Below are 18,378 nucleotides of genomic sequence, written 5' to 3'. Positions count from 1 at the left end.
TGCGGTCGCCCAAGCCGCGGGCGCGGGTATTCGGATGTTCCGTGCGGGGGAGATCGCGCCCCGTGCGTGCTGCAATCCGTGGAGCGGTACGCAGCACCTACGGACCGGGATGCACGTCAGTCCCGGGGCGGCCCCCCGGGGCCGAACGGCGGGGAGCGGGACGTCCTTCTCACGGGCGGGCGCTGGACGCCGGGCGTACGGGATCCGGACAACCGGACTCCGTGTTCCCGAGAACCCGAAGGAAGACACCATGAGCAAGCACGTCCTGGCCCAGAACCAGTACGGCAAGGCCGAGAACCGCATCGTCAAGGTCACGCGCAAGGGCGGCGACGGTTCGTGGCACGAGATCCGCGACCTCAACGTCTCCGTCGCGCTCCGCGGCGAGTTCCGCGACGTGCACCTGACCGGCGACAACGCCAACTGCCTGCCCACCGACACCACCAAGAACACGGTGTACGCCTTCGGCAAGGAGCACGGCATCGATTCCCCCGAGGCCTTCGGCATCCTGCTGGCCAAGCACTTCGTCTCCTCGCAGGCACCGATCCGCGAGGCGCAGATCCGCATCGAGGAGTACGTGTGGGACCGCATCCCGGTCCCCACGCGCAAGGAGCAGCACTCCTTCGTCCGCAAGGGCCAGGAGGTGCGCACCGCGCAGATCACCTACAGCGAGACGACCGGCCTCCAGGTCATCTCGGGGCTGAAGGACCTGACGGTGATGAACTCGACGAACTCCGAGTTCCACGGGTACATCAAGGACGAGTACACGACGCTCAAGGAGGCGTACGACCGCATCCTGGCGACCAAGGTCACCGCGCGCTGGGCGCAGTCGGCGCTCGCCGCGGACGACACCTCGTACGACTGGGACCAGGCGTACGAGAAGGTCCGCAAGAACATGCTGGAGGCGTTCGCGGAGACGTACTCCTACTCGCTCCAGCAGACCCTGAACCAGATGGCCGAGCGGGTCCTCGACAACTGCCCCAGGGTCAACGAGGTCCGCCTCAACCTCCCCAACAAGCACCACTTCCTCGTCGATCTGGAGCCCTTCGGCCTGAAGAACGACAACGAGGTGTACTTCGCGGCGGACCGGATGTACGGCCTGATCGAGGGCACCATCCACCGGGACGGCGTGCGGCCGGTGATCGCCACGAGCGACTGGATCGTCGCGTAACGCCCCTTCGTACCGGACCGTTCCGCGCTACGGCTACGGCTACGGCTGCTGCGGCTGCGGCTGCGGCTGTCCCACGAGGAGGTTCCAGCGCCCGGCGCGCCCGGTCAGGGCCGTCTCGGTGCCGGGCCGTACGTCGAGCCTCCAGAAGGCCGCCGCCGGCAGCTCCAGGGCGTGCACCACGGCCGCCCGTACGACGGCCTGCTCGACGACCGCGCGGTGCGTGCCGGGGGCCAGCCCGGCCAGGTGCGCGCCGACGCGCGCGGTCAGCGCGGCCACGGACTCGCCGCCCGGCGGCGTGTACGAGGGGTCCGTGAGCCAGCGCCGGATCCCCTCCGGGTCCTCGGCGGCCACCTCGTCCAGGGTCCGCCCGGCCCAGGCCCCGGTGTCCACGCCGCGCAGCCCCTCGTGCCCCGGGCACGGTTGCCCGTACCCGAACCGCCCCTGGCGGGCGGCCGGGCCGAGCGGGGGCGTGACGAGGCGGAGGCGTACGGAAGAGGCAGGCGAGGACATGGGGGGAGCGTAGAGGGCGCACCGGCAGCGCGCTCACGGCGTGAGACGGGGGACACACGCCGTGGTGTTCAGGCGACCCGCGCGGTACGGTCTCGGACGACATGACGAAGGCATGACGGAAGTTCCGGTGAGATTCCGGCACGGTCGCGCCACTGTGAAACCTCCCGCACGCCCGGGGAGGTGAAGTCAGACCCGCCACCTTCGTCAAGAGCACCACTGACCGGGACGCGTGTTCCCCCTGGAGGTTCTGCCATGGCCCACTCCGCCGTGCCCACGACGGCTCCCGCCGCCATCTCGCCGATCTCGCTGAAGGAACTGGCCCCCTGGGCCCTGTTCGTCGGGGTCCTCATGCTCGTTCTGCTGTACCTCGTCGGCGCCGAACAGGGCGCCACCGCCGTCTTCCAGGGCGACACCATCCACGAGTGGATGCACGACGGCCGCCACCTGCTCGGCTTCCCCTGCCACTGATCCCGACTCGCCCCCCGCTTTCCCCCGAGTCTGCTTCCGCAAGGGAACCGAAAGACATGAACCAGATCTCCCCCAGAGTCCTGCTCATCCGGGGCATGCTGGCCGGCCTGGCCGCCGGCGTGGCCGCCTTCCTCGTCGCGTACCTCCTGGGCGAGTCCAAGGTGGACGCGGCGATCGCCATCGAGGAGGCCGGCGCCCACGACCACGGTGACGAGATGGCCCCGGTCAGCCGGGCCCTCCAGGCCACGGCCGGTCTCGGCACCGGCACCCTGCTCTACGGAGTCGCGATCGGCGGCATCGCCGCGCTCGTGTTCTGCTACGCCCTCGGCCGGGTCGGCCGCTTCGGGCCGCGGGCCACGGCGCTGCTGGTCTCCGGCGGGCTGTTCCTCACCGTCAACCTGGTGCCGTTCCTCAAGTACCCCTCCAACCCGCCGGCCGTGGGCGACCCCGACACGGTCGTCCAGCGGACCACCCTCTTCGTGCTGATGATCGCGCTCAGCGTGCTCCTCGCGGCGGGCGCGCTGATCCTGGGCCGCAGGCTGGCTCCGGGGCTCGGCAACTGGAACGCCTCGATCGTCGCCTCGATCGCGTTCGTCGCGGCGATCGGCCTGGCCTACGCGCTGCTTCCCGGCATCAACGAGGTCCCGAAGGGCTTCCCGGCCGCCCTGATCTGGGAGTTCCGCATCACGACCCTGACCATCCAGGTCGCGCTCTGGGCGACTTTCGGCCTGGCTTTCGGTTATCTAGCCGAACGTGCCCTTGTGCCGGGTGCCACGGCCAAGAAGGCTGTGCAGCCGACGGGTTGACGTGACGAGGGGCCGGAGCAGATGCAGACCGAGATCTCCGCTTGGCGAGGCTGGACGGGCGCCGCACCGTTCTGGCTGAACTCGGTCCTCCTGCTCCTGGCCCCTTTCACCGCCGTGACCCTGCTCGCCCAGATCGGCGTCATCACGGCCCTGGCGGCCCTCGGCGGCCTGGCCCGCCAGCTCTGGTTCGGCGATTACGGCCACCCGGCCGTCCATGTCTGCGGCGCCCTGATGGGCGCGGCCACGGTCGCCGTCGTCGTGGCCTGATCTCCCCAGTTTTCCGGTCCCCTCCGGACTGCCGGGGAGAATGGGGCCTTTGGGCGAGACTCAGGGGCTGGTGTGGCGGCAGGGCAGGGGATACCCGAGGAGTACGTGGCCGGGTTCGTCCGGATCCTCGACGGTGTGGCGGCGTCCGGGCGCCGGGCCGGGAGGGACGAGCTCGACGAACGGCGTACGTGCGGCGAGAAGGCCGCCGAGGCCGGGTACGGGCTGCGCTCCCTAATCGGCGCGCACCTCGCCGCCACCCGGGCGGCGCTCGGCGGGAGGATCATCCCCGACCATGTGATGGCCGCCGTGGAACAGGCCGTCGACGCCTTCGCCGAGGGCCACGAGCGGGCCCAGCGGCTCGCGGTGCGCCAGGAGGAGGCCGCCCGGCGGGAGTTCATCGACGACCTGCTGCTCGGCCGCAGCGACCTCGGGCGGCTCAGCGAACGCGCGGCCCGCTTCGGCCTGCACCTGGCGCACGCGCACGCGGTGGCCGTGGCCCTCGGACCGGAGCCGTACGAGGACACCGGCCGGGCCATCAGACGTGTGGAGGCCGCGCTGACCGGGCGGTTCGGCGACCGCTCCGTCCTCCTCTCCACCAAGGACGGGCTGCTCGTATGCGTCGCGTCGGGCGACGCGGACGACGTCCTGAACGCCTTCGCCGCGCAGGCGCGCGCGGCGTCCGACGACCGCGGGCTCGTCGCGATCGGCCGCCCGCACTCGGGCGCGGGCGGCGTCGTCACCTCCTACGAGGAGGCCCGCGGCGCCCTCGACCTCGCGGACCGGCTCGGTTTCGAGGGCCCCGTGCTGCGCGCCGCCGACCTGCTGGTCTTCCCGGTCCTGGCGCGGGACCGGGCGGCGATGGCCGATCTGGTGCTGAGCGTGCTGGGGCCGCTGCGCGCCGGCCGCGGCGGGCCCGGGCCGCTGCTGGACACCCTGACCGCGTACTTCGACTCCGGTTGCGTGGGCGCCGAGGCGGCCCGGCGGCTGAACCTGAGCGTGCGGGCCCTGACGTACCGGCTGGAGCGCATCCACCGGCTGACGGGGACCGATCCGGGCGACCCCGTACAGCGGTACACCCTGCAGACCGCGGTGATCGGCGCCCGCCTGCTGGACTGGCCGGAGCGCCCGCTCTAGCGATTCCTCACCCTTTCGGCGGTACGCCCGCAATCCCTCGGAGCAGGACGCCCACACCCTCCGCGACCTGCCGCGACGTCAGAAACCCGGCACGACTCACCGGTGACGTCCCCCCGGTCCTGAGCGTTTGCCGATGTGCGGATGGGCAGAGGAAAGGTCCACTGCACACAGGACCCGGCCGAGCGGGCCGGACGACCAGGAGGGAATGCCATGCCCCGCGCCAAGTGGGTCGTCGGTGGGCTGACGGTCGCTCTGCTCTGCACCGGTGTAGGGATGTTGCGCGGCACGGAGGGTGCCGCGCCGGCGGCCACCACCACCGACGCGCTGCCCTCGCACGCGCTGGGCCTGTCGGGGCACCGGCGTCTGGTCCGCCAGCTGGAGCAGGCCGGCGAGCACGCGCCCGGCAAGGGGGCCCGGCCCGCGCGGAGCGGAGTGCCGCCGCTGCACTCGGCGCGACCGCTGCGGCTGCGGATCCCGAGCCTGGGCGTGGACGTACCGCTGGAGGCGCCGGCCACCCGCCGGGACGGCCCCGGGCGTGGACACGGGACCGGGGCGGACGGATCCGGGGCCGGGGCGGGCACCGGACCCGGGGCGAGCACCGGACCAGGGGCGAGCACCGGACCAGGGGCGGACACCGGGGTCACCTGGGACGCCGACCGCCCGACGCCGGGGGCGGCCGGGATCGCCGTCGTCACCGGGAACGGGCTGCGCCTCGCCGGGCTGCGGCGCGGGGCCACCATCGAGATCGCCCGCGCGGACCACCGTACGGCCGTGTTCACCGTCGAGCGGATCTCGCCCGCCGGAGCCCCGGGCGGCGAGGCGGATCCGGCAGGGCCCGGCGCCGGGCCGGTGCCCGCGAGCCGGTCCCGGTCCGCGCCCGGCCACCGGCGCGCCGGGCTGCGCCTGCTGGACGGCGAGACCGCGGTCCTGGCGCGCCTCACCGGGCGCCACCGCACCGGCTGAGGTGGCGCCACGCGGACCCCGCTCAGCCGAGGGGGGTGTCTTCCTCCCCCGGTCGGGGGACGAACGCGGCCCCGGCGGAGAGCCCCCCGGCGCGGCGGGGCACAGAGCGGGCATGAGCGGCGCGCGGTACGCCCGGCACACCCGGGCGGTGATGGCCAGGGCCCTGACGGTGGCCTGCGTCGTCCTGCTGTGCGTCTTCGGTGCCGGCCCCGCCGCCACCACGGTCGCGGACTCCCGTCCGGCGTCCTCCAGCGCCCCGGCCGAGCCCTCCGAGAGCCCGTCCGATCCGGCCGCGGAGCCCGAAGTGCGGGTCGCGGTACGGACGGCCGCGCGCGGGCTACCGGGTGCGCGGCAACTACCGCGGGCGGTGTTTCACGTGAAACACCCGGACGGGCCCACCCGGGTGGCCCCGTCCGGGACGGCCGAACCGGCGCTGTCCGGGCGGACGGTGCGGAGTGTGGTCCTGCGCTGCTGAGCGGGCCGAGCAGCAGCGCAGGACCCCCCACACCCCCCTCGAACACGTGAGGTTCCGCCATGCCCATCGACCCGTACGCCGCCCTGAACGCGATGATCCGCGCCGAGGCCGCCCGCTTCGCCCCGCCGGTCCGCACGGCCGAAGCCCCTGCGGCGAGCACCCCGGCCGCCCGCGAGTGCGGGCCGGTCAGCGAGTCCGGCGCCGAGTCCGGCTCGTCCGAGAGCGAACGCCGGCAGGCCGCCCCCGCCGACTCGGCCGCGTAACCGCACACCGGGCGGGAACCGACGCACGCCTGGGGCGTACGGACGGTTCCCGCCCGGCCGCTGCTACGGCGCGCGGGCCCCGCTCGTCAGGGCTCGCGCATGTGGAACCGGTAGAAGGCCCCCGCCCCGACGGCGAGGCCGACCGCGAGGGCGATCACGACGGAGCGGAAGATGGACTGCCCGCTGAGGCTGTACAGGTAGCCCATGGCGATCGCCGCGAACGCGCCGTACGCGGCGGCCCGCAGCTCCGCGAGCATCCTGGTGCCCATCCGGTCGAGGCCGAACAGGCAGGCGGCGAAGAGCGCGCCGCACAGAATGCCGTAGAAGACGTTGCCCGCCGTGACCGGACCCTTGTCGCGTTCCAGGAAGGCGGTCCAGAGCCCGTAGAAGAGTCCGAGGACCAGCGGGCCCACGAAGGAGAACGCGTTCACGTGCTTCGCGTGGTCGGTCAGCGTCTGCCGGTACCGCTGCGAGGCGGTGGGTGCCGCATGTGCCATGACGGGCTCCTCTCTCCCATCCTCCAGGGCACACCCGCCGCCCCCGACCGGCAACTGGATCACCCGTCGGGGCCGCCGTTCCCGGTGCGGTTCCCGGCGCTCCGGGGCCGGTACCACCCGCCCGCAGCAACACCGCTCGCGCCCGGCGCCCCGCCGCCTTTCCCTGGTGACGTGCGCACCTTCCTGTCGGCGGTACTCATCACGCTCGTGGCCCTCCTCGTGCCCGCGAGCGCCGTCGCGTACTGGGCCGACCGCGAGCTGGGTGACGCCGACCGCTACACCGCCGCCATGTCGCCGCTCGCGGGCGACCCGGCCGTACAGGGCGTCGTCGTCACCCAGGTCACCCGCGCGCTCTCCGGGCAGATCGACGCGGGTCCCTTCCAGGGCGGGGTGGACGCCCTGCTCGGCGAGGCCCTGCGCTCCTTCGCCGGGACCCCCGCCTACCGCACCGCCTGGGACGCGGCGAACCGGGCCGCGCACGCCGAGTTCCTCGACGCCCTCACCACCGGTCACGGGGACGCGGTCACCATCGACCTCGCGCCCGTCACAGCCCAGGTGAAGGGGGAACTCGTCGCCGACGAGGTGCCCTTCGCCGACCGCATCCCGGTGAGCCACATATCGGTCAAAGTCATGGAGTACGACGATCTCGGCGCGCTCCGGAAGGGTTTCCGCATGCTCCAGGTCGCCGGTGTCTGGCTTCCCGCGCTGACCGTGGTGCTGGCCGCGGCGGCGATCGCCGTCGCCGTCCGGCGCCGCCGGGCCGTGATGGCCACCGGCCTCGGTGTCGCCGCCGGCGCCGTACTGCTGTGGATCGCGGTGTACGTCTGCCGCCGGCTCACCCTGGACGACCTGCCCTCCGACATCGACCCGCGGGCCGCCGAAGCGGTGTACGACGCCCTCACCGCGTTCCTGCGCACCGCGGCCTGGGTGATCCTCGCCATCGGGCTCGCGGCCGCTCTGGCCGCATGGGTTGTCGGCCGCGTGCGCCGCACCCCATAAGCTCGGAACGTACCGAGAGCTCCGCACTACACCCCAGAAGAACCGATTCGCGAGTGGCGGCACGGAAACCGGAATGACCACCGAACGACGCACCGAGCACATACCGTCCGGGCGATCCCGGCACCATCCGCTCGCCCCGCCCGACTGGCTGCTCAAGGCACTCCGGCCGAGCAGCGCCCCCGTCCCCTGGGCGGCCGCCGCGCGCGCGGGCGTCGCGCTGGCCGCGCCGCTGGCCGTCGGCTTCGCCCTGGACGAGCCCGAGTACGGCGCGCTCGTCTCCATGGGTGCCCTGTCCGGGGTCATCAGCGACACCGCCGACGCCTACCGGATGCGGGTCCTGCACATCGCCGTACCGCAGCTGTTCGGCGCGGTCGGCGTCGCGCTGGGCACCCTGGTGTTCGGGCACGGCTGGGTCGCCGTCGGAGTCGTCACCGTGATCGCCCTCGTGTCCGGGATGATCTCCTCGATCGGCACGGTCGCCTCCGTGTCCGGACTGCTGCTCCTGCTCAACGCCGTCGTCGGAGCCGGACTGCCGCTGCCGCAGCCCTGGTGGACGGCGCCGCTGCTGCTCGGCGCGGGCGGCCTGTTCGTCCTCGCCCTCAGCCTGCTGGGCTGGCCGCTGCGCGGACGGCAGCCGGAGCGGGCCGCCGTCGCCGCCACCTACCGGGCGCTCGCCGACACCCTGGAGGCCGCCGGCGGCCCCGCCTACGAGGAGCGCCGCCAGCAGGTCACCCACGCCCTGAACCAGGCCTACGACCTGGTGCTGGGCCGCCGGGCCCGGGTGCACGGGCGCAGCCCGACGCTGGTACGGCTGCTGGCCCAGCTCAACGTGGTGATCCCGCTGGTGGAGGCCGCGCCCGCCGCGCACCTGCGGGGCCGGCCGCTGCCGCCCGAGATCCCGGCGGCCGTACGGGAGCTGGCGACGGCCGTGGAGAACGGCCGCACCGGGACGCCCGCGCTGTCGCTGCCCCCGGCGCACAGCCCGGCGGAGCGGGCCATCGACGCCGCGCTGCGGCACGCCGCGACCATCGTGCTGCTGGCCGAACCGGACCCGTTCAACGTGGACGACCGGCTGGGCCGGCCCGCCGCGCTGCGGGTGCGGGCCCGGCGGGCCGTGCGCGACATGATGCTGTCCGGGGCCTCCTGGCGGTACGGGCTGCGGCTCGCGCTGTGCATCGGGCTGGCGCAGATCCTGGTCTCGGTGGTGGCGATCGAGCGGTCCTACTGGGTCGCGCTGACCGTCACCTTCGTCCTCAAGCCCGACTTCGGGTCGGTGTTCTCGCGGGCCGTGCTCCGCGCGGTGGGCACCGCCGGCGGGCTGGTCGTGGCGGCCGCCGTGCTGGCCGAGGTGCCGCGCGGCTGGTGGGACGTGCCGGTGATGATGGTGCTCGGGGCGCTGATCCCGGTGTTCTCCGCCAAGGGGTACGCCTTCCAGACCGCCGCGATCACCCCGGTGATCCTGCTGCTGTCGGACCTGCTCAACCACCAGGGCTTCGACCTGATCCGGCCGCGGCTGCTGGACAGCCTGATCGGCTGCGCCATCACCCTGGTCGCGGGCTATCTGCTGTGGCCCGAGAGCTGGAGCACCCGGATCGGGGACCGGCTCGCCGACACCGTGGACGACGCCGCCCGGTACGTGGAGCGGGCGTTCGGCGTCGTACAGCCCGATACGGAGGGCGGACGGCAGGCGGCGCGGACCGCGCGGCTCCAGGCCCGGCGCCGGATCTACCGGGACCTGTCGGGCGTACGGAGCGAGTTCCAGCGGGCACTGACCGAGCCGCCGCCGACCGGGGCGCGGGCCGCCGCCTGGTGGCCGCTGGTGGTGGCCGTGGAGCGGATCGTGGACGCGACGACCGCCGCCCGGGTCCGGGTCAACCACGGGGCGCGGGCGCCCGCTGCGGGCGAGGTGACCGCCGTGGTCACCGAGCTCCGCGGCCTGGCGGAAGGGGTCCGCAGCAGCCGGGTCCCGGCGCCCGCCCGCACCCCGCCGCCGGCCGGGGCCGAGGACGACGCCTCCGTCCTGGCCCCGGTGCGCCAGGAGATCGCGGCGGCCCGCGCGATCACCGCCCCCGCCGGCTGACCCCGGCGGGCCCGCGCCGGGTCGGGTCCCGTCGTCGCGGTGGCGCCGGGATTCCGGGCCGTCCCCCGAACGGCCCTGAGCCCGGGCCCGCCGGACCGGGGCGGGAGAGCATCGGGGCATGCGGCTCCCCCTGCCCCGCGTCCTGGCCGTACCGGTCCTGGCCGCCGCCCTCGCGGCGGCGGCCGGCTGCGCCGACGTGGAGGGGCTGCACGACGAGGGCGACCTGGGCACGGTGCGCGCCCCGCAGACCCTGTGGAAGGACATCCACCCCGACCCGCCGCCCGCGGGCCAGGATCCGGGCACGGCCGCCGTGGTCCCCGGTCTGGACAAGGTGCCCGGCGCCGGCATGCGGGACGCCAACGCCCTGGAGGTGCTCCGGGCCGACCTCGCCTCCTCCGCCCGGCAGGACGGCGGCACCGGCCGGCTGGTCGACCCCCGGGCCGTCCAGCGGCTCACGCTCTGCGACCGGAGCGCGGACGGCGGCCCGGACTGCCCCGTGCGCCCCGCCGTCCTGCGGGACGTGACCGGCAACGGCAAGGAGGAGCTGATCACCGCCCTGGACCTCGACGGACGGCTGAGCGAACTGCGCGTCTACACCGTCCGGGACGACGGGGTGATCACCCGGATCCTGTCCCGGCGCGCCGTACTGGAGGGCGTGGAGGTCGCCGCCGAGCACCTCGCCGTGCGCGAACCGACCTCGAACCCGGAGGAGGTCGCCGTCTCCGACTACGTCTGGGACCCCGACGCCGGGATCATGAACCTCTCCCAGCTCACCCTCGACGCCTGCCACACCGACGGCTCCGGCTCCTGCGACCCGGGCACGGGCTGAGGAGGCGGCCGCCGATGCGGGTGACGAGCAGTCTGCGCTGGAAGATCGCCCTGACCACCACGGCGGTGTGCTGCGCCGTCGCCGCCGTACTCGGGATCCTGGTGCACAACGTGGTCGCCCGGCAGATCGTCGGGGAGGTCCGCAAGGACGCCGACCGGGAACTGGACCACGCGCTCGGCCACTACCAGTACGGCACCACGCACGGCGATGTGAACAGCTCCCTGAACCCGCCCGGCCTCCCACCGCCGCTGCGCGCCCTCGTCGCGAAGGGACTGACCGGCAGCATGGTCGGCGATCGGGCGGGCAAACCCGTGATGTGGGCCGCCGGCCCCGCCGACGACCAGGCCCTCGCCGTCTGGATCCCCTACGAGAGCACCCGCACCCGGCTGCGCGAGATCGACACCGCCATCCTGGCCTCCTCGCTGCTCGCGGCGGGAGTGGTGGCCCTGGCCGGTCTGTTCCTCGCCAACCGGATCAGCCGCCGCCTCGCCAGGACCGCCGCCGTGGCCCGCCGGATCAGCGCCGGAGACCTCGACGCGCGCGTGGGCCTGCCGGAGGAGGGCCAGGACCCGCGCCGCCCGCGCTCCCGGGACGAGGTACGGGACGTGGCACAGGCCCTCGACTCGATGGCCGCGTCGCTCCAGGAGCGGCTGGAGGCCGAGAAGCGCTTCACGGCGGACGTGGCGCACGAGCTGCGCACCCCGCTCACGGGCTCCCTGGCCGCGGCGGCCCTGCTGCCGGAGGGCCGCCCCAAGGAGATGATCAACGACCGGCTCAGGGCACTGCACCTGCTGACCGAGGACCTGCTGGAGATCTCCCGGCTGGACTCCGGTGTGGAGCAGGCCGACCTGGCCCGTGTGGAACTCGGCCGGGCGGTGCGGCGGGCCGTCACCGCCACCGGGCTGTCGGCAGAGGTCGAGGTGGTGCGGGACGCGGTGGTCCTCACCGACCGGCGCCGTCTGGACCGCATCCTGACCAACCTGCTGGTCAACGCGGACAAACACGGCCGGCCGCCGATCGAGGTGACGGTCGAGGGCCCGGTGGTGGCGGTCCGCGACCACGGCTCCGGCTACCCGTCCCAGCTGATCGAGCAGGGCCCGCAGCGCTTCCGCACCGGGGACCCCGGCCGTGGCCGCGGCCACGGACTCGGCCTGACCATCGTCGTCGGCCAGGCTGCGGTCCTGGACATCACCCTGGCCTTCGCCAACGCCCCGGACGGGGGCGCGGTGACCACCCTCCGCCTCCCCGTCGGCCGGTTGACAGACGGCAGTTGAACGCCGACGGGCCGTGTTTCACGTGAAACATCCACGGAGAACACGGCCCGCCGAGGTGGTTCGAGCGGTCAACTCGACTGCTCAGACACCGATGTTCTTGCCGTCCTTGCGCCAGACTGAGACGACCGCGGGACGGACGATCTTGCCGGGACCGTCGGGCCACACCGACTGCGGCTTCTCGACGGACGCGCCGTCGATCTCGCCCGGGTGCTGGACCGACACCAGGACGCGCCTGTCCTGGATCAGCGGGCCACAGGTCTCGGCTCCGCGCGGCACGGTCAGGAACTGCTTCAGCTCACCACGGCGCTCACCGGCGGTCGCGACACCGAACAGGCCGTCGTGCGAGCCGAGCTGGTTGCCGTCGGTGGCGATCCACAGGTTGCCGTGCGGGTCGAAGGCCACGTTGTCCGGGCAGGAGATCGGGCTGACCTTGTCCTTCGGGAAGCCCGCGAAGAAGGTGGCCGGGTCGTTCGGGTCACCGGCGACCAGGAAGAGGCGCCAGGCGAAGCCGTCGCCCGCCGGGTCGTCGAAGTTCTCGGCGAGCTCCAGGATCTGGCCGTGCTTGTTCAGGTTGCGCGGGTTGGGCTCGGTGGCGCCTTCCTTGCCGGGCTTGCCGCGGTCGGCGTTGTTGGTCAGCGCGATGTAGACGCGGCCCGTGCGCGGGGAGGGCTCGACGTCCTCGGGACGGTCCATCTTCGTGGCGCCCACCTTGTCGGCGGCCAGGCGCGTGAAGACGTAGACCTCCTCGGCGGTCATGCCCTCGACGTGCGAGACGTTCCCGGTGGCGAGCTTGATCCAGACGCCGGAGCCGTCGAACTGGCCGTCGGAGGGCAGCTTGCCGGTGCCGTCGATCTCGGCGGCCGGGGAGTCACCGGTCAGCTTGGCCACGTAGAGCGTGCCCTCGTCGAGCAGCGTGAGGTTGTGCTGCTTCGCGGCGCGCGAGTCGCCCTTCTTCATCTGCTTCGACGAGACGAACTTGTAGAAGTAGTCGAAGCGCTCGTCATCGCCCATGTAGACGACCGGACGGCCGTCCTCGGTCAGGCGGGGCTGCGCGGCCTCGTGCTTGAAGCGGCCGAGCGCGGTGCGCTTGCGCGGGACGGAGTTCGGGTCGTACGGGTCGAGCTCGACGACCCAGCCGAAGCGGTGCGACTCGTTGGGCTCCTGGACGCAGTCGAAGCGCTTGTCGAACCGCTCCCACTTGCGCTCGGTGGCGCCGGCGGTCACGCCGTAGCGCTTGAGGCGGGCCGCCTCGGTGGGGTCGGTGACCGCACCGGCGTTGCCGAAGTACTGGTTGAAGTTCTCCTCGCCGTGGAGGGTGGTGCCCCACGGGGTGGTGCCGCCGGCGCAGTTGTTCAGCGTGCCGAGCACCTTGGTTCCGGTGCTGTCGACGGAGGTCTTCAGCAGCGCGGAGCCGGCGGCCGGGCCGGTCAGCTTGAACTCGCTGGTCGCGGTCAGCCGGCGGTTGAGCTGGTGGCGGGTGACCGCGGTCAGCTTGCCGCTGCGGTGGTCCTCCTGGACGACGACCACGGAGAGGCCGTGCGCGGCCCAGGCGATCTCGACCTGCTCGCGGGTCGGGTTGGCCGGGTCATAGCCCTTGAACATGAGGTTCTCGTCCGTGTACTCGTGGTTGGCCACGAGGAGCTGGCGACGCTCGTAGTCGTCGCCGTACGGGAGGAGGCTCAGGAAGTCGTTGTTGTAGCCGAACTGACCGGCCTGTGCGGCGGCGGTCTGCTTGTCGGGGTTGAACCCGGGGGCGCCCTTGACGATCGGCTCGCCCCAGCGGATGACCACGTTCTGCTCGTAGCCCTCGGGGATGCTGACCTGGTCGGCGGTGTTCGGCGCGACCGGCTTGAAGCGGAGGCCGCGGGCACCGTCGGAGCCGGCGGCACCCTTGCCGGCGGTCTGGGCGTCGGCGGAGGGGACGGCACTGGCGGAGGATCCGTCGCCACCGAGGGTGATCGCGGAACCCGCGGCGGTGGCGACCGTCACGACGGCGGCGGAGCGCAGCATGGAGCGACGGGAGTAGGCGCGGGCTATGACATCGCCGACGTACTCGTTGTCGCTGGTGTTGGGCACCTCGTGGAAGCAGGCGTCACCACAGCGGTAGCGGCAGGTGAGGGCGGAACGGCCGCCCCCATGCTGGTTGCCGATGAACGGCAGGAGCTTGCGCACGAGTGTCCTCCGAGTAGCTGCGTGGGCGCCGACAACGTGTCGGTACGAATCCAGCCGTGACGGTAGGCGTGGGTTGCGCCGATGCGGCGGCGCCAGGATGAACGATGGGTGAACCCGGCACGTCGGTGCGGAAGTTCGGGACGGCCTTGTGCGTGGGTGGGCGCCGGACGCCACGAAAGGCGCCCCTGCCGAAGTTCCAGCCACGGGGCCGATAACCTTACGTGTCCACTCTGGGCAGGGATCTACCGCACAGTACGGACAAATTGACGCACGCACTCATGCGAAAGGCCTGGCCCATGGGTATTCGGAGCTTGTTGCGCAAGGTGTTCGGACGATCCGCGGAACCTGTTCCGCAGACTACGGACGCCACTTCGGCGGCTGTCCCGAGCCAGGCGGAACGCACCCCAATCGAAGCGGCCCACGAACTTGTGGCGGCGTCCTTCGACAGCCCGACGGTCCCGCCGCAGTCCGCTCCGCGCGACCGTGAACCGGGCACCCTCCTGACCGGCGGCGGCGCCGGCGCCCCGGCCCCGGACCCCACGGTCCCGGAAGCCCGCCGCCCTTCGCCCGCGACGCCGCCCGCCACCCCGGCAGCCCCCGCCGAAGCGGACGTTGCCGAGCCGGCCGAAGCGGAACCGGAGGCCGCCGTAACCGCCCCCGAGGCGGAGGCGCTCCCCGAGACCCCGGCCGAAGGCCGGACCGCTCCCGCAGAGGCCGCCGAGGCCGAAGCGCAGGCTCCCGCCGAAGCGGAACCGGTGGCCAACGTTGCCGACTCGGCGCCGCAGGCGCAGGAAGAGGCACCGGCCGAGGCGGAGCCGGAAGCCGCCGAGGCCACCCCCGAGGCGGAGCCGGTGGCGGCCGCGCCCCAGGCGCAGGAGGCGGCCGAGACGGTCGCCGAAACCCCGGCCGAAGACCAGAACGCCCCCGCCGAAGCGGAACCGGTGGCCAACGTTGCCGACTCGGCGCCGCAGGCGCAGGAAGAGGCACCGGCCGAGGCGGAGCCGGAAGCCGCCGAGGCCACCCCCGAGGCGGAGCCGGTGGCGGCCGCGCCCCAGGCGCAGGAGGCGGCCGAGACGGTCGCCGAAGCCCCGGCCGAAGGCCAGGACGCCCCCGCCGAAGCGGAACCGGTGGCCAACGTTGCCGACTCGGCGCCGCAGGCGCAGGAAGAGGCACCGGCCGAGGCGGAGCCGGAAGCCGCCGAGGCCACCCCCGAGGCGGAGCCGGTGGCGGCCGCGCCCCAGGCGCAGGAGGCGGCCGAGACGGTCGCCGAAGCCCCGGCCGAAGGCCAGGACGCCCCCGCCGAAGCGGAACCGGTGGCCAACGTTGCCGACTCGGCGCCGCAGGCGCAGGAAGAGGCACCGGCCGAGGCGGAGCCGGAAGCCGCCGAGGCCACCCCCGAGGCGGAGCCGGTGGCGGCCGCGCCCCAGGCGCAGGAGGCGGCCGAGGCGGCCGCCGAAGCCCCGGCCGAAGGCCAGGACGCCCCCGCCGAAGCGGGGCCGGAGGCCGTTGTAACCGCCCCCGAAGCGGAGGCAGTCCCCGAGGCTCCGGCCGAAAGCCGGGACGCTCCCGCAGAGGCCGACGAGGCCGACGTCGCTGCGCCCGAAGCCGAAGCCGAGGCGACCGCGCCGCAGGCGCAGGACGAGGCACCGGCCGAGCCGCCCGCCGAAGCGGAAGCAGTCGCCGCCGAGGTCGGCATCGCCGCGCCCGAAGCGGAAGCAGTCGCCGCCGAGGTCGGCATCGCCGCGCCCGAAGCGGAAGCGGTGGCCGCCGAGGTCGGCGTCGCCGCGCCCGAGGCGGAGGCGGTGGCGGCGCGGGGGGCCGCCGTCGCGGCGGCCGTGGTGAAGCGGGAGGCGGCCGGGGTCGCGGGAGCGTACAGGGCGGCGGGGCAGGTGCTGCGCGCCAAGGGGAAGACCGGCGCGCGCGCCAAGGTCTACCTCGTGCTGGACCGCTCCGGGTCGATGCGGCCGTTCTACAAGGACGGCAGCGCCCAGTTCCTCGCCGACCACACCCTGGCCCTCGCCGCGCACCTCGACGCCGACGCGACCGTGCACACCGTGTTCTTCTCCACGGACGTGGACGGCACCGCCGAGCTGACCCTCGGCTCGCACGACGCCGCCTGGGCCGAGGCCCGCCACGCCGAGCTCGGCCGCATGGGCCGCACGAGCTACCACGTGGCCGTGGAGGCCGTCCTGGAGCACTACCAGAAGGACGGCGGCACCGGCCCGGCCCTGGTCGTGTTCCAGACGGACGGCGCGCCCGACAACCGCCAGCCCGCCCGCCAGGCGATCATCGACGCCGCCGCCACCGCACCGGACGTCCACTGGCAGTTCGTCGCGTTCGGCGACCACGAGAACAAGGCCTTCGACTTCCTGCGCAAGCTGGACGCCGAGAACGCCGGCTTCTTCCACGCCGGCCCGGCCCCGGCCGCGCTGACCCCGGCCGCCCTCCTCAAGGGCCTGCTGCAGTCCTACTGAGCACCCGGCACGGCAAACGGCGGCGCCCCCTCTCCCAGCCGGGAGAGGGGGCGCCGCCTTCGTACGACGGGACGGGGCCGGGCTCAGCCGCGCGGCGACCCGGCGTCCGGGTGGACGGCCTCGCTGACCGGCTTCGCGTCCGCCGCCTTCGTCTCGACCGGCTTGCGCAGCGCGATGTTCAGCTCGCGCAGGCGGGCCTCCTCCAGCACCGTCGGCGCGCCCATCATCAGGTCCTGCGCGTTGCCGTTCAGCGGGAACGCGATGGTCTCGCGGATGTTCGGCTCATCGGCCAGCAGCATCACGATGCGGTCCACGCCCGGGGCGATGCCACCGTGCGGCGGGGCGCCCAGGCGGAACGCGCGCAGCATGCCCGCGAACTCGCGCTCGACGGTCTCGGCCTCGTAGCCCGCGATCTCGAAGGCCTTCAGCATGACCTCGGGCTCGTGGTTGCGGATGGCGCCGGAGGACAGCTCGATGCCGTTGCAGACGATGTCGTACTGCCAGGCCAGGATGTCGAGCGGGTCCTTCTCCTCCAGGTCCTTCATGCCGCCCTGCGGCATGGAGAAGGGGTTGTGGGAGAAGTCGATCTTGCCCGTCTCCTCGTCCTTCTCGTACATCGGGAAGTCGACGATCCAGCAGAAGCGGAAGACGTTCTCCTCGAACTGGCCCGCGCGCTTGGCCGCCTCGACGCGGACGCCGGACATGATCTTGGAGACCTCGTCGAACTCGCCGGCGCCGAAGAACACCGCGTGCCCGGCCGCCAGGCCCAGGCGCTCGGTGAGCACCTTGACGTTCTCCTCGGTGAGGAACTTGGCGATCGGACCGGTCAGGCCGCCGTCCTCGCCCACGCGGACCCAGGCCAGGCCCTTGGCGCCCAGCGAGATCGCGTACTCGCCGAGGCCGTCGAAGAACTTGCGCGGCTGCGCGGCGGTGTCCGGGACGGCCAGCGCGCGCACGTGCTTGCCGGCGAACGCCTTGAACTCCGAGCCCTCGAACACGTCGGTGATGTCGACGAGCTCCAGCTTGGCGCGCAGGTCGGGCTTGTCGTTGCCGTACTTCAGCATCGACTCGCGGAACGGGATCCGCGGGAAGGGGGAGGTGACCTCGCGGCCGCCCCCGAACTCGGTGAAGAGCTCGGTCATCAGGCGCTCGATCGGCTGGAAGACGTCCTCCTGCTCGACGAAGGACATCTCCACGTCGAGCTGGTAGAACTCGCCCGGCGAACGGTCGGCGCGGGCGTCCTCGTCGCGGAAGCAGGGCGCGATCTGGAAGTAGCGGTCGAAGCCGGAGATCATCAGCAGCTGCTTGAACTGCTGCGGCGCCTGCGGCAGGGCGTAGAACTTGCCCGGGTTCAGGCGGGACGGGACGACGAAGTCACGGGCGCCCTCGGGGGAGGTCGCGGTGAGGATCGGGGTCGCCATCTCGTTGAAGCCGAGGGCCACCATCTTGGAGCGGATCGACGCGATGACGGCCGAGCGCAGCATGATGTTGCGGTGCATGCGCTCGCGGCGCAGGTCGAGGAAGCGGTACTCCAGGCGCCGCTCCTCGTTCACACCGTCGTCGGTGTTGATGGTGAAGGGCAGCGGGGCGGAGGCGCCGAGCACCTCGACCTCGGAGACCTCGATCTCGACCTCGCCGCTGGGCAGCTCCGGGTTGACGTTGTCCGCGCCGCGGGAGACGACCTTGCCGTCGATGCGGACGACGGTCTCCTTGGTGACGCTGCTCAGGGCCTCGTTCGCGGCGGTGCCGGGGCGGGCGACGAGCTGCGTGATGCCGTAGTGGTCACGGAGATCGATGAAGAGGATGCCGCCCAGGTCTCGACGATTGTGCAGCCAGCCGCTCAGCCGGACGTCGGCGCCGACGTCAGAGGCTCGGAGCTCGCCGCACGTGTGGGACCTGTACCGATGCATCAGTCATCCAGTTCTTCGCGATACCAGGGTGGATTCAACCCTGCCAGGTTACCGCCCGAGCCGGGACCGGGACGGGCACGGCCGGAGCA

General features: G+C 73.3%; 17 protein-coding genes. 13 read left to right on the top strand and 4 right to left on the bottom strand.

Annotated features, from left to right (window positions below; translation table 11 throughout):
- The first annotated feature begins 250 nt into the window (after positions 1-250).
- Positions 251-1,168 (top strand): factor-independent urate hydroxylase, encoded by a 918-nt coding sequence (gene pucL / locus EES41_RS19225; protein ID WP_123079639.1) that lies wholly within the window; start codon positions 251-253, stop codon positions 1,166-1,168.
- Positions 1,169-1,207: 39 nt separating this feature from the next.
- Here pucL and EES41_RS19220 read toward each other — a convergent pair whose 3' ends face one another.
- Positions 1,208-1,678, bottom strand: coding sequence for a histidine phosphatase family protein (locus tag EES41_RS19220; RefSeq protein WP_123079638.1), 471 nt, complete (start codon positions 1,676-1,678; stop codon positions 1,208-1,210).
- A 252-nt stretch (positions 1,679-1,930) separates the two neighbouring features.
- Here EES41_RS19220 and EES41_RS19215 point away from each other — a divergent pair, with 252 nt between their 5' ends.
- From EES41_RS19215 to EES41_RS19185, 7 genes are all read left to right on the top strand, one after another.
- Entirely contained in the window at positions 1,931-2,146 is a 216-nt protein-coding gene (locus EES41_RS19215; protein WP_037792220.1) for a CbtB-domain containing protein, read from the top strand.
- A gap of 56 nt (positions 2,147-2,202) precedes the next feature.
- Positions 2,203-2,952 (top strand): CbtA family protein, encoded by a 750-nt coding sequence (locus tag EES41_RS19210; protein WP_123079637.1) that lies wholly within the window; start codon positions 2,203-2,205, stop codon positions 2,950-2,952.
- Between the two features lie 21 nt (positions 2,953-2,973).
- Positions 2,974-3,219 (top strand): hypothetical protein, encoded by a 246-nt coding sequence (locus EES41_RS19205; RefSeq protein WP_073773921.1) that lies wholly within the window; start codon positions 2,974-2,976, stop codon positions 3,217-3,219.
- 72 nt (positions 3,220-3,291) lie between these two features.
- Positions 3,292-4,353 (top strand): CdaR family transcriptional regulator, encoded by a 1,062-nt coding sequence (locus tag EES41_RS19200; RefSeq protein WP_123079636.1) that lies wholly within the window; start codon positions 3,292-3,294, stop codon positions 4,351-4,353.
- Positions 4,354-4,563: 210 nt separating this feature from the next.
- On the top strand, positions 4,564-5,316 hold the full coding sequence (locus EES41_RS19195) for a hypothetical protein (RefSeq protein ID WP_123079635.1): 753 nt from the start codon (positions 4,564-4,566) through the stop codon (positions 5,314-5,316).
- 112 nt (positions 5,317-5,428) lie between these two features.
- Positions 5,429-5,791 (top strand): hypothetical protein, encoded by a 363-nt coding sequence (locus EES41_RS41485; protein ID WP_164495880.1) that lies wholly within the window; start codon positions 5,429-5,431, stop codon positions 5,789-5,791.
- Positions 5,792-5,850: 59 nt separating this feature from the next.
- Positions 5,851-6,054, top strand: a complete 204-nt coding sequence (locus EES41_RS19185; protein ID WP_123079633.1) for a hypothetical protein — start codon at positions 5,851-5,853, stop codon at positions 6,052-6,054.
- An 86-nt stretch (positions 6,055-6,140) separates the two neighbouring features.
- Here EES41_RS19185 and EES41_RS19180 read toward each other — a convergent pair whose 3' ends face one another.
- Positions 6,141-6,551, bottom strand: a complete 411-nt coding sequence (locus EES41_RS19180) for a hypothetical protein (protein ID WP_123082563.1) — start codon at positions 6,549-6,551, stop codon at positions 6,141-6,143.
- A 171-nt stretch (positions 6,552-6,722) separates the two neighbouring features.
- On the opposite strand from EES41_RS19180, the gene EES41_RS19175 reads away from it, so the two are divergent.
- The 4 genes from EES41_RS19175 (at position 6,723) to EES41_RS19160 (ending at position 11,733) form a co-directional block, all read left to right on the top strand.
- Complete coding sequence (locus tag EES41_RS19175) at positions 6,723-7,550, top strand: hypothetical protein (RefSeq protein WP_254211500.1); 828 nt, start codon at positions 6,723-6,725, stop codon at positions 7,548-7,550.
- 73 nt (positions 7,551-7,623) lie between these two features.
- A complete protein-coding gene (locus EES41_RS19170) occupies positions 7,624-9,630 on the top strand; it encodes an FUSC family protein (protein ID WP_123079632.1) in 2,007 nt (668 codons plus the stop codon).
- Positions 9,631-9,748: 118 nt separating this feature from the next.
- Positions 9,749-10,459 carry a hypothetical protein gene (locus tag EES41_RS19165; RefSeq protein WP_254211499.1) on the top strand — a complete coding sequence of 237 codons (711 nt, stop codon included), beginning with the start codon at positions 9,749-9,751 and terminating at the stop codon, positions 10,457-10,459.
- A 14-nt stretch (positions 10,460-10,473) separates the two neighbouring features.
- On the top strand, positions 10,474-11,733 hold the full coding sequence (locus EES41_RS19160) for a HAMP domain-containing sensor histidine kinase (protein ID WP_164495879.1): 1,260 nt from the start codon (positions 10,474-10,476) through the stop codon (positions 11,731-11,733).
- An 81-nt stretch (positions 11,734-11,814) separates the two neighbouring features.
- Here EES41_RS19160 and EES41_RS19155 read toward each other — a convergent pair whose 3' ends face one another.
- Complete coding sequence (locus EES41_RS19155) at positions 11,815-13,905, bottom strand: PhoX family phosphatase (RefSeq protein ID WP_123079631.1); 2,091 nt, start codon at positions 13,903-13,905, stop codon at positions 11,815-11,817.
- A gap of 428 nt (positions 13,906-14,333) precedes the next feature.
- Between EES41_RS19155 and EES41_RS43040 the strand changes: the two genes are divergently transcribed.
- Positions 14,334-16,379 (top strand): VWA domain-containing protein, encoded by a 2,046-nt coding sequence (locus EES41_RS43040; RefSeq protein WP_254211498.1) that lies wholly within the window; start codon positions 14,334-14,336, stop codon positions 16,377-16,379.
- Positions 16,380-16,462: 83 nt separating this feature from the next.
- Here the strand turns inward: EES41_RS43040 and aspS are convergent, their stop codons facing one another.
- Positions 16,463-18,289 carry an aspartate--tRNA ligase gene (aspS, locus tag EES41_RS19145; RefSeq protein ID WP_123079629.1) on the bottom strand — a complete coding sequence of 609 codons (1,827 nt, stop codon included), beginning with the start codon at positions 18,287-18,289 and terminating at the stop codon, positions 16,463-16,465.
- Between the last annotated feature and the right edge of the window lie 89 nt (positions 18,290-18,378).

Origin of the sequence: Streptomyces sp. ADI95-16, assembly GCF_003721495.1 — a bacterium.
Taxonomy (GTDB): domain Bacteria; phylum Actinomycetota; class Actinomycetes; order Streptomycetales; family Streptomycetaceae; genus Streptomyces; species Streptomyces goshikiensis.
Note: the sequence above shows the minus strand (reverse complement) of the source record. Positions and strands in the feature narration are given on the sequence as shown.

Coding starts and splice junctions, on each gene's coding strand:
- aspS (WP_123079629.1), bottom strand. CDS start 18,289: ATGCATCGGTACAGGTCCCACACGTGCGGCGAGCTCCGAGCCTCTGAC.
- EES41_RS19215 (WP_037792220.1), top strand. CDS start 1,931: ATGGCCCACTCCGCCGTGCCCACGACGGCTCCCGCCGCCATCTCGCCG.
- EES41_RS19185 (WP_123079633.1), top strand. CDS start 5,851: ATGCCCATCGACCCGTACGCCGCCCTGAACGCGATGATCCGCGCCGAG.
- EES41_RS41485 (WP_164495880.1), top strand. CDS start 5,429: ATGAGCGGCGCGCGGTACGCCCGGCACACCCGGGCGGTGATGGCCAGG.
- EES41_RS19205 (WP_073773921.1), top strand. CDS start 2,974: ATGCAGACCGAGATCTCCGCTTGGCGAGGCTGGACGGGCGCCGCACCG.
- EES41_RS19210 (WP_123079637.1), top strand. CDS start 2,203: ATGAACCAGATCTCCCCCAGAGTCCTGCTCATCCGGGGCATGCTGGCC.
- EES41_RS19220 (WP_123079638.1), bottom strand. CDS start 1,678: ATGTCCTCGCCTGCCTCTTCCGTACGCCTCCGCCTCGTCACGCCCCCG.
- EES41_RS19160 (WP_164495879.1), top strand. CDS start 10,474: ATGCGGGTGACGAGCAGTCTGCGCTGGAAGATCGCCCTGACCACCACG.
- pucL (WP_123079639.1), top strand. CDS start 251: ATGAGCAAGCACGTCCTGGCCCAGAACCAGTACGGCAAGGCCGAGAAC.
- EES41_RS19165 (WP_254211499.1), top strand. CDS start 9,749: ATGCGGCTCCCCCTGCCCCGCGTCCTGGCCGTACCGGTCCTGGCCGCC.
- EES41_RS19170 (WP_123079632.1), top strand. CDS start 7,624: ATGACCACCGAACGACGCACCGAGCACATACCGTCCGGGCGATCCCGG.
- EES41_RS19180 (WP_123082563.1), bottom strand. CDS start 6,551: ATGGCACATGCGGCACCCACCGCCTCGCAGCGGTACCGGCAGACGCTG.
- EES41_RS19195 (WP_123079635.1), top strand. CDS start 4,564: ATGCCCCGCGCCAAGTGGGTCGTCGGTGGGCTGACGGTCGCTCTGCTC.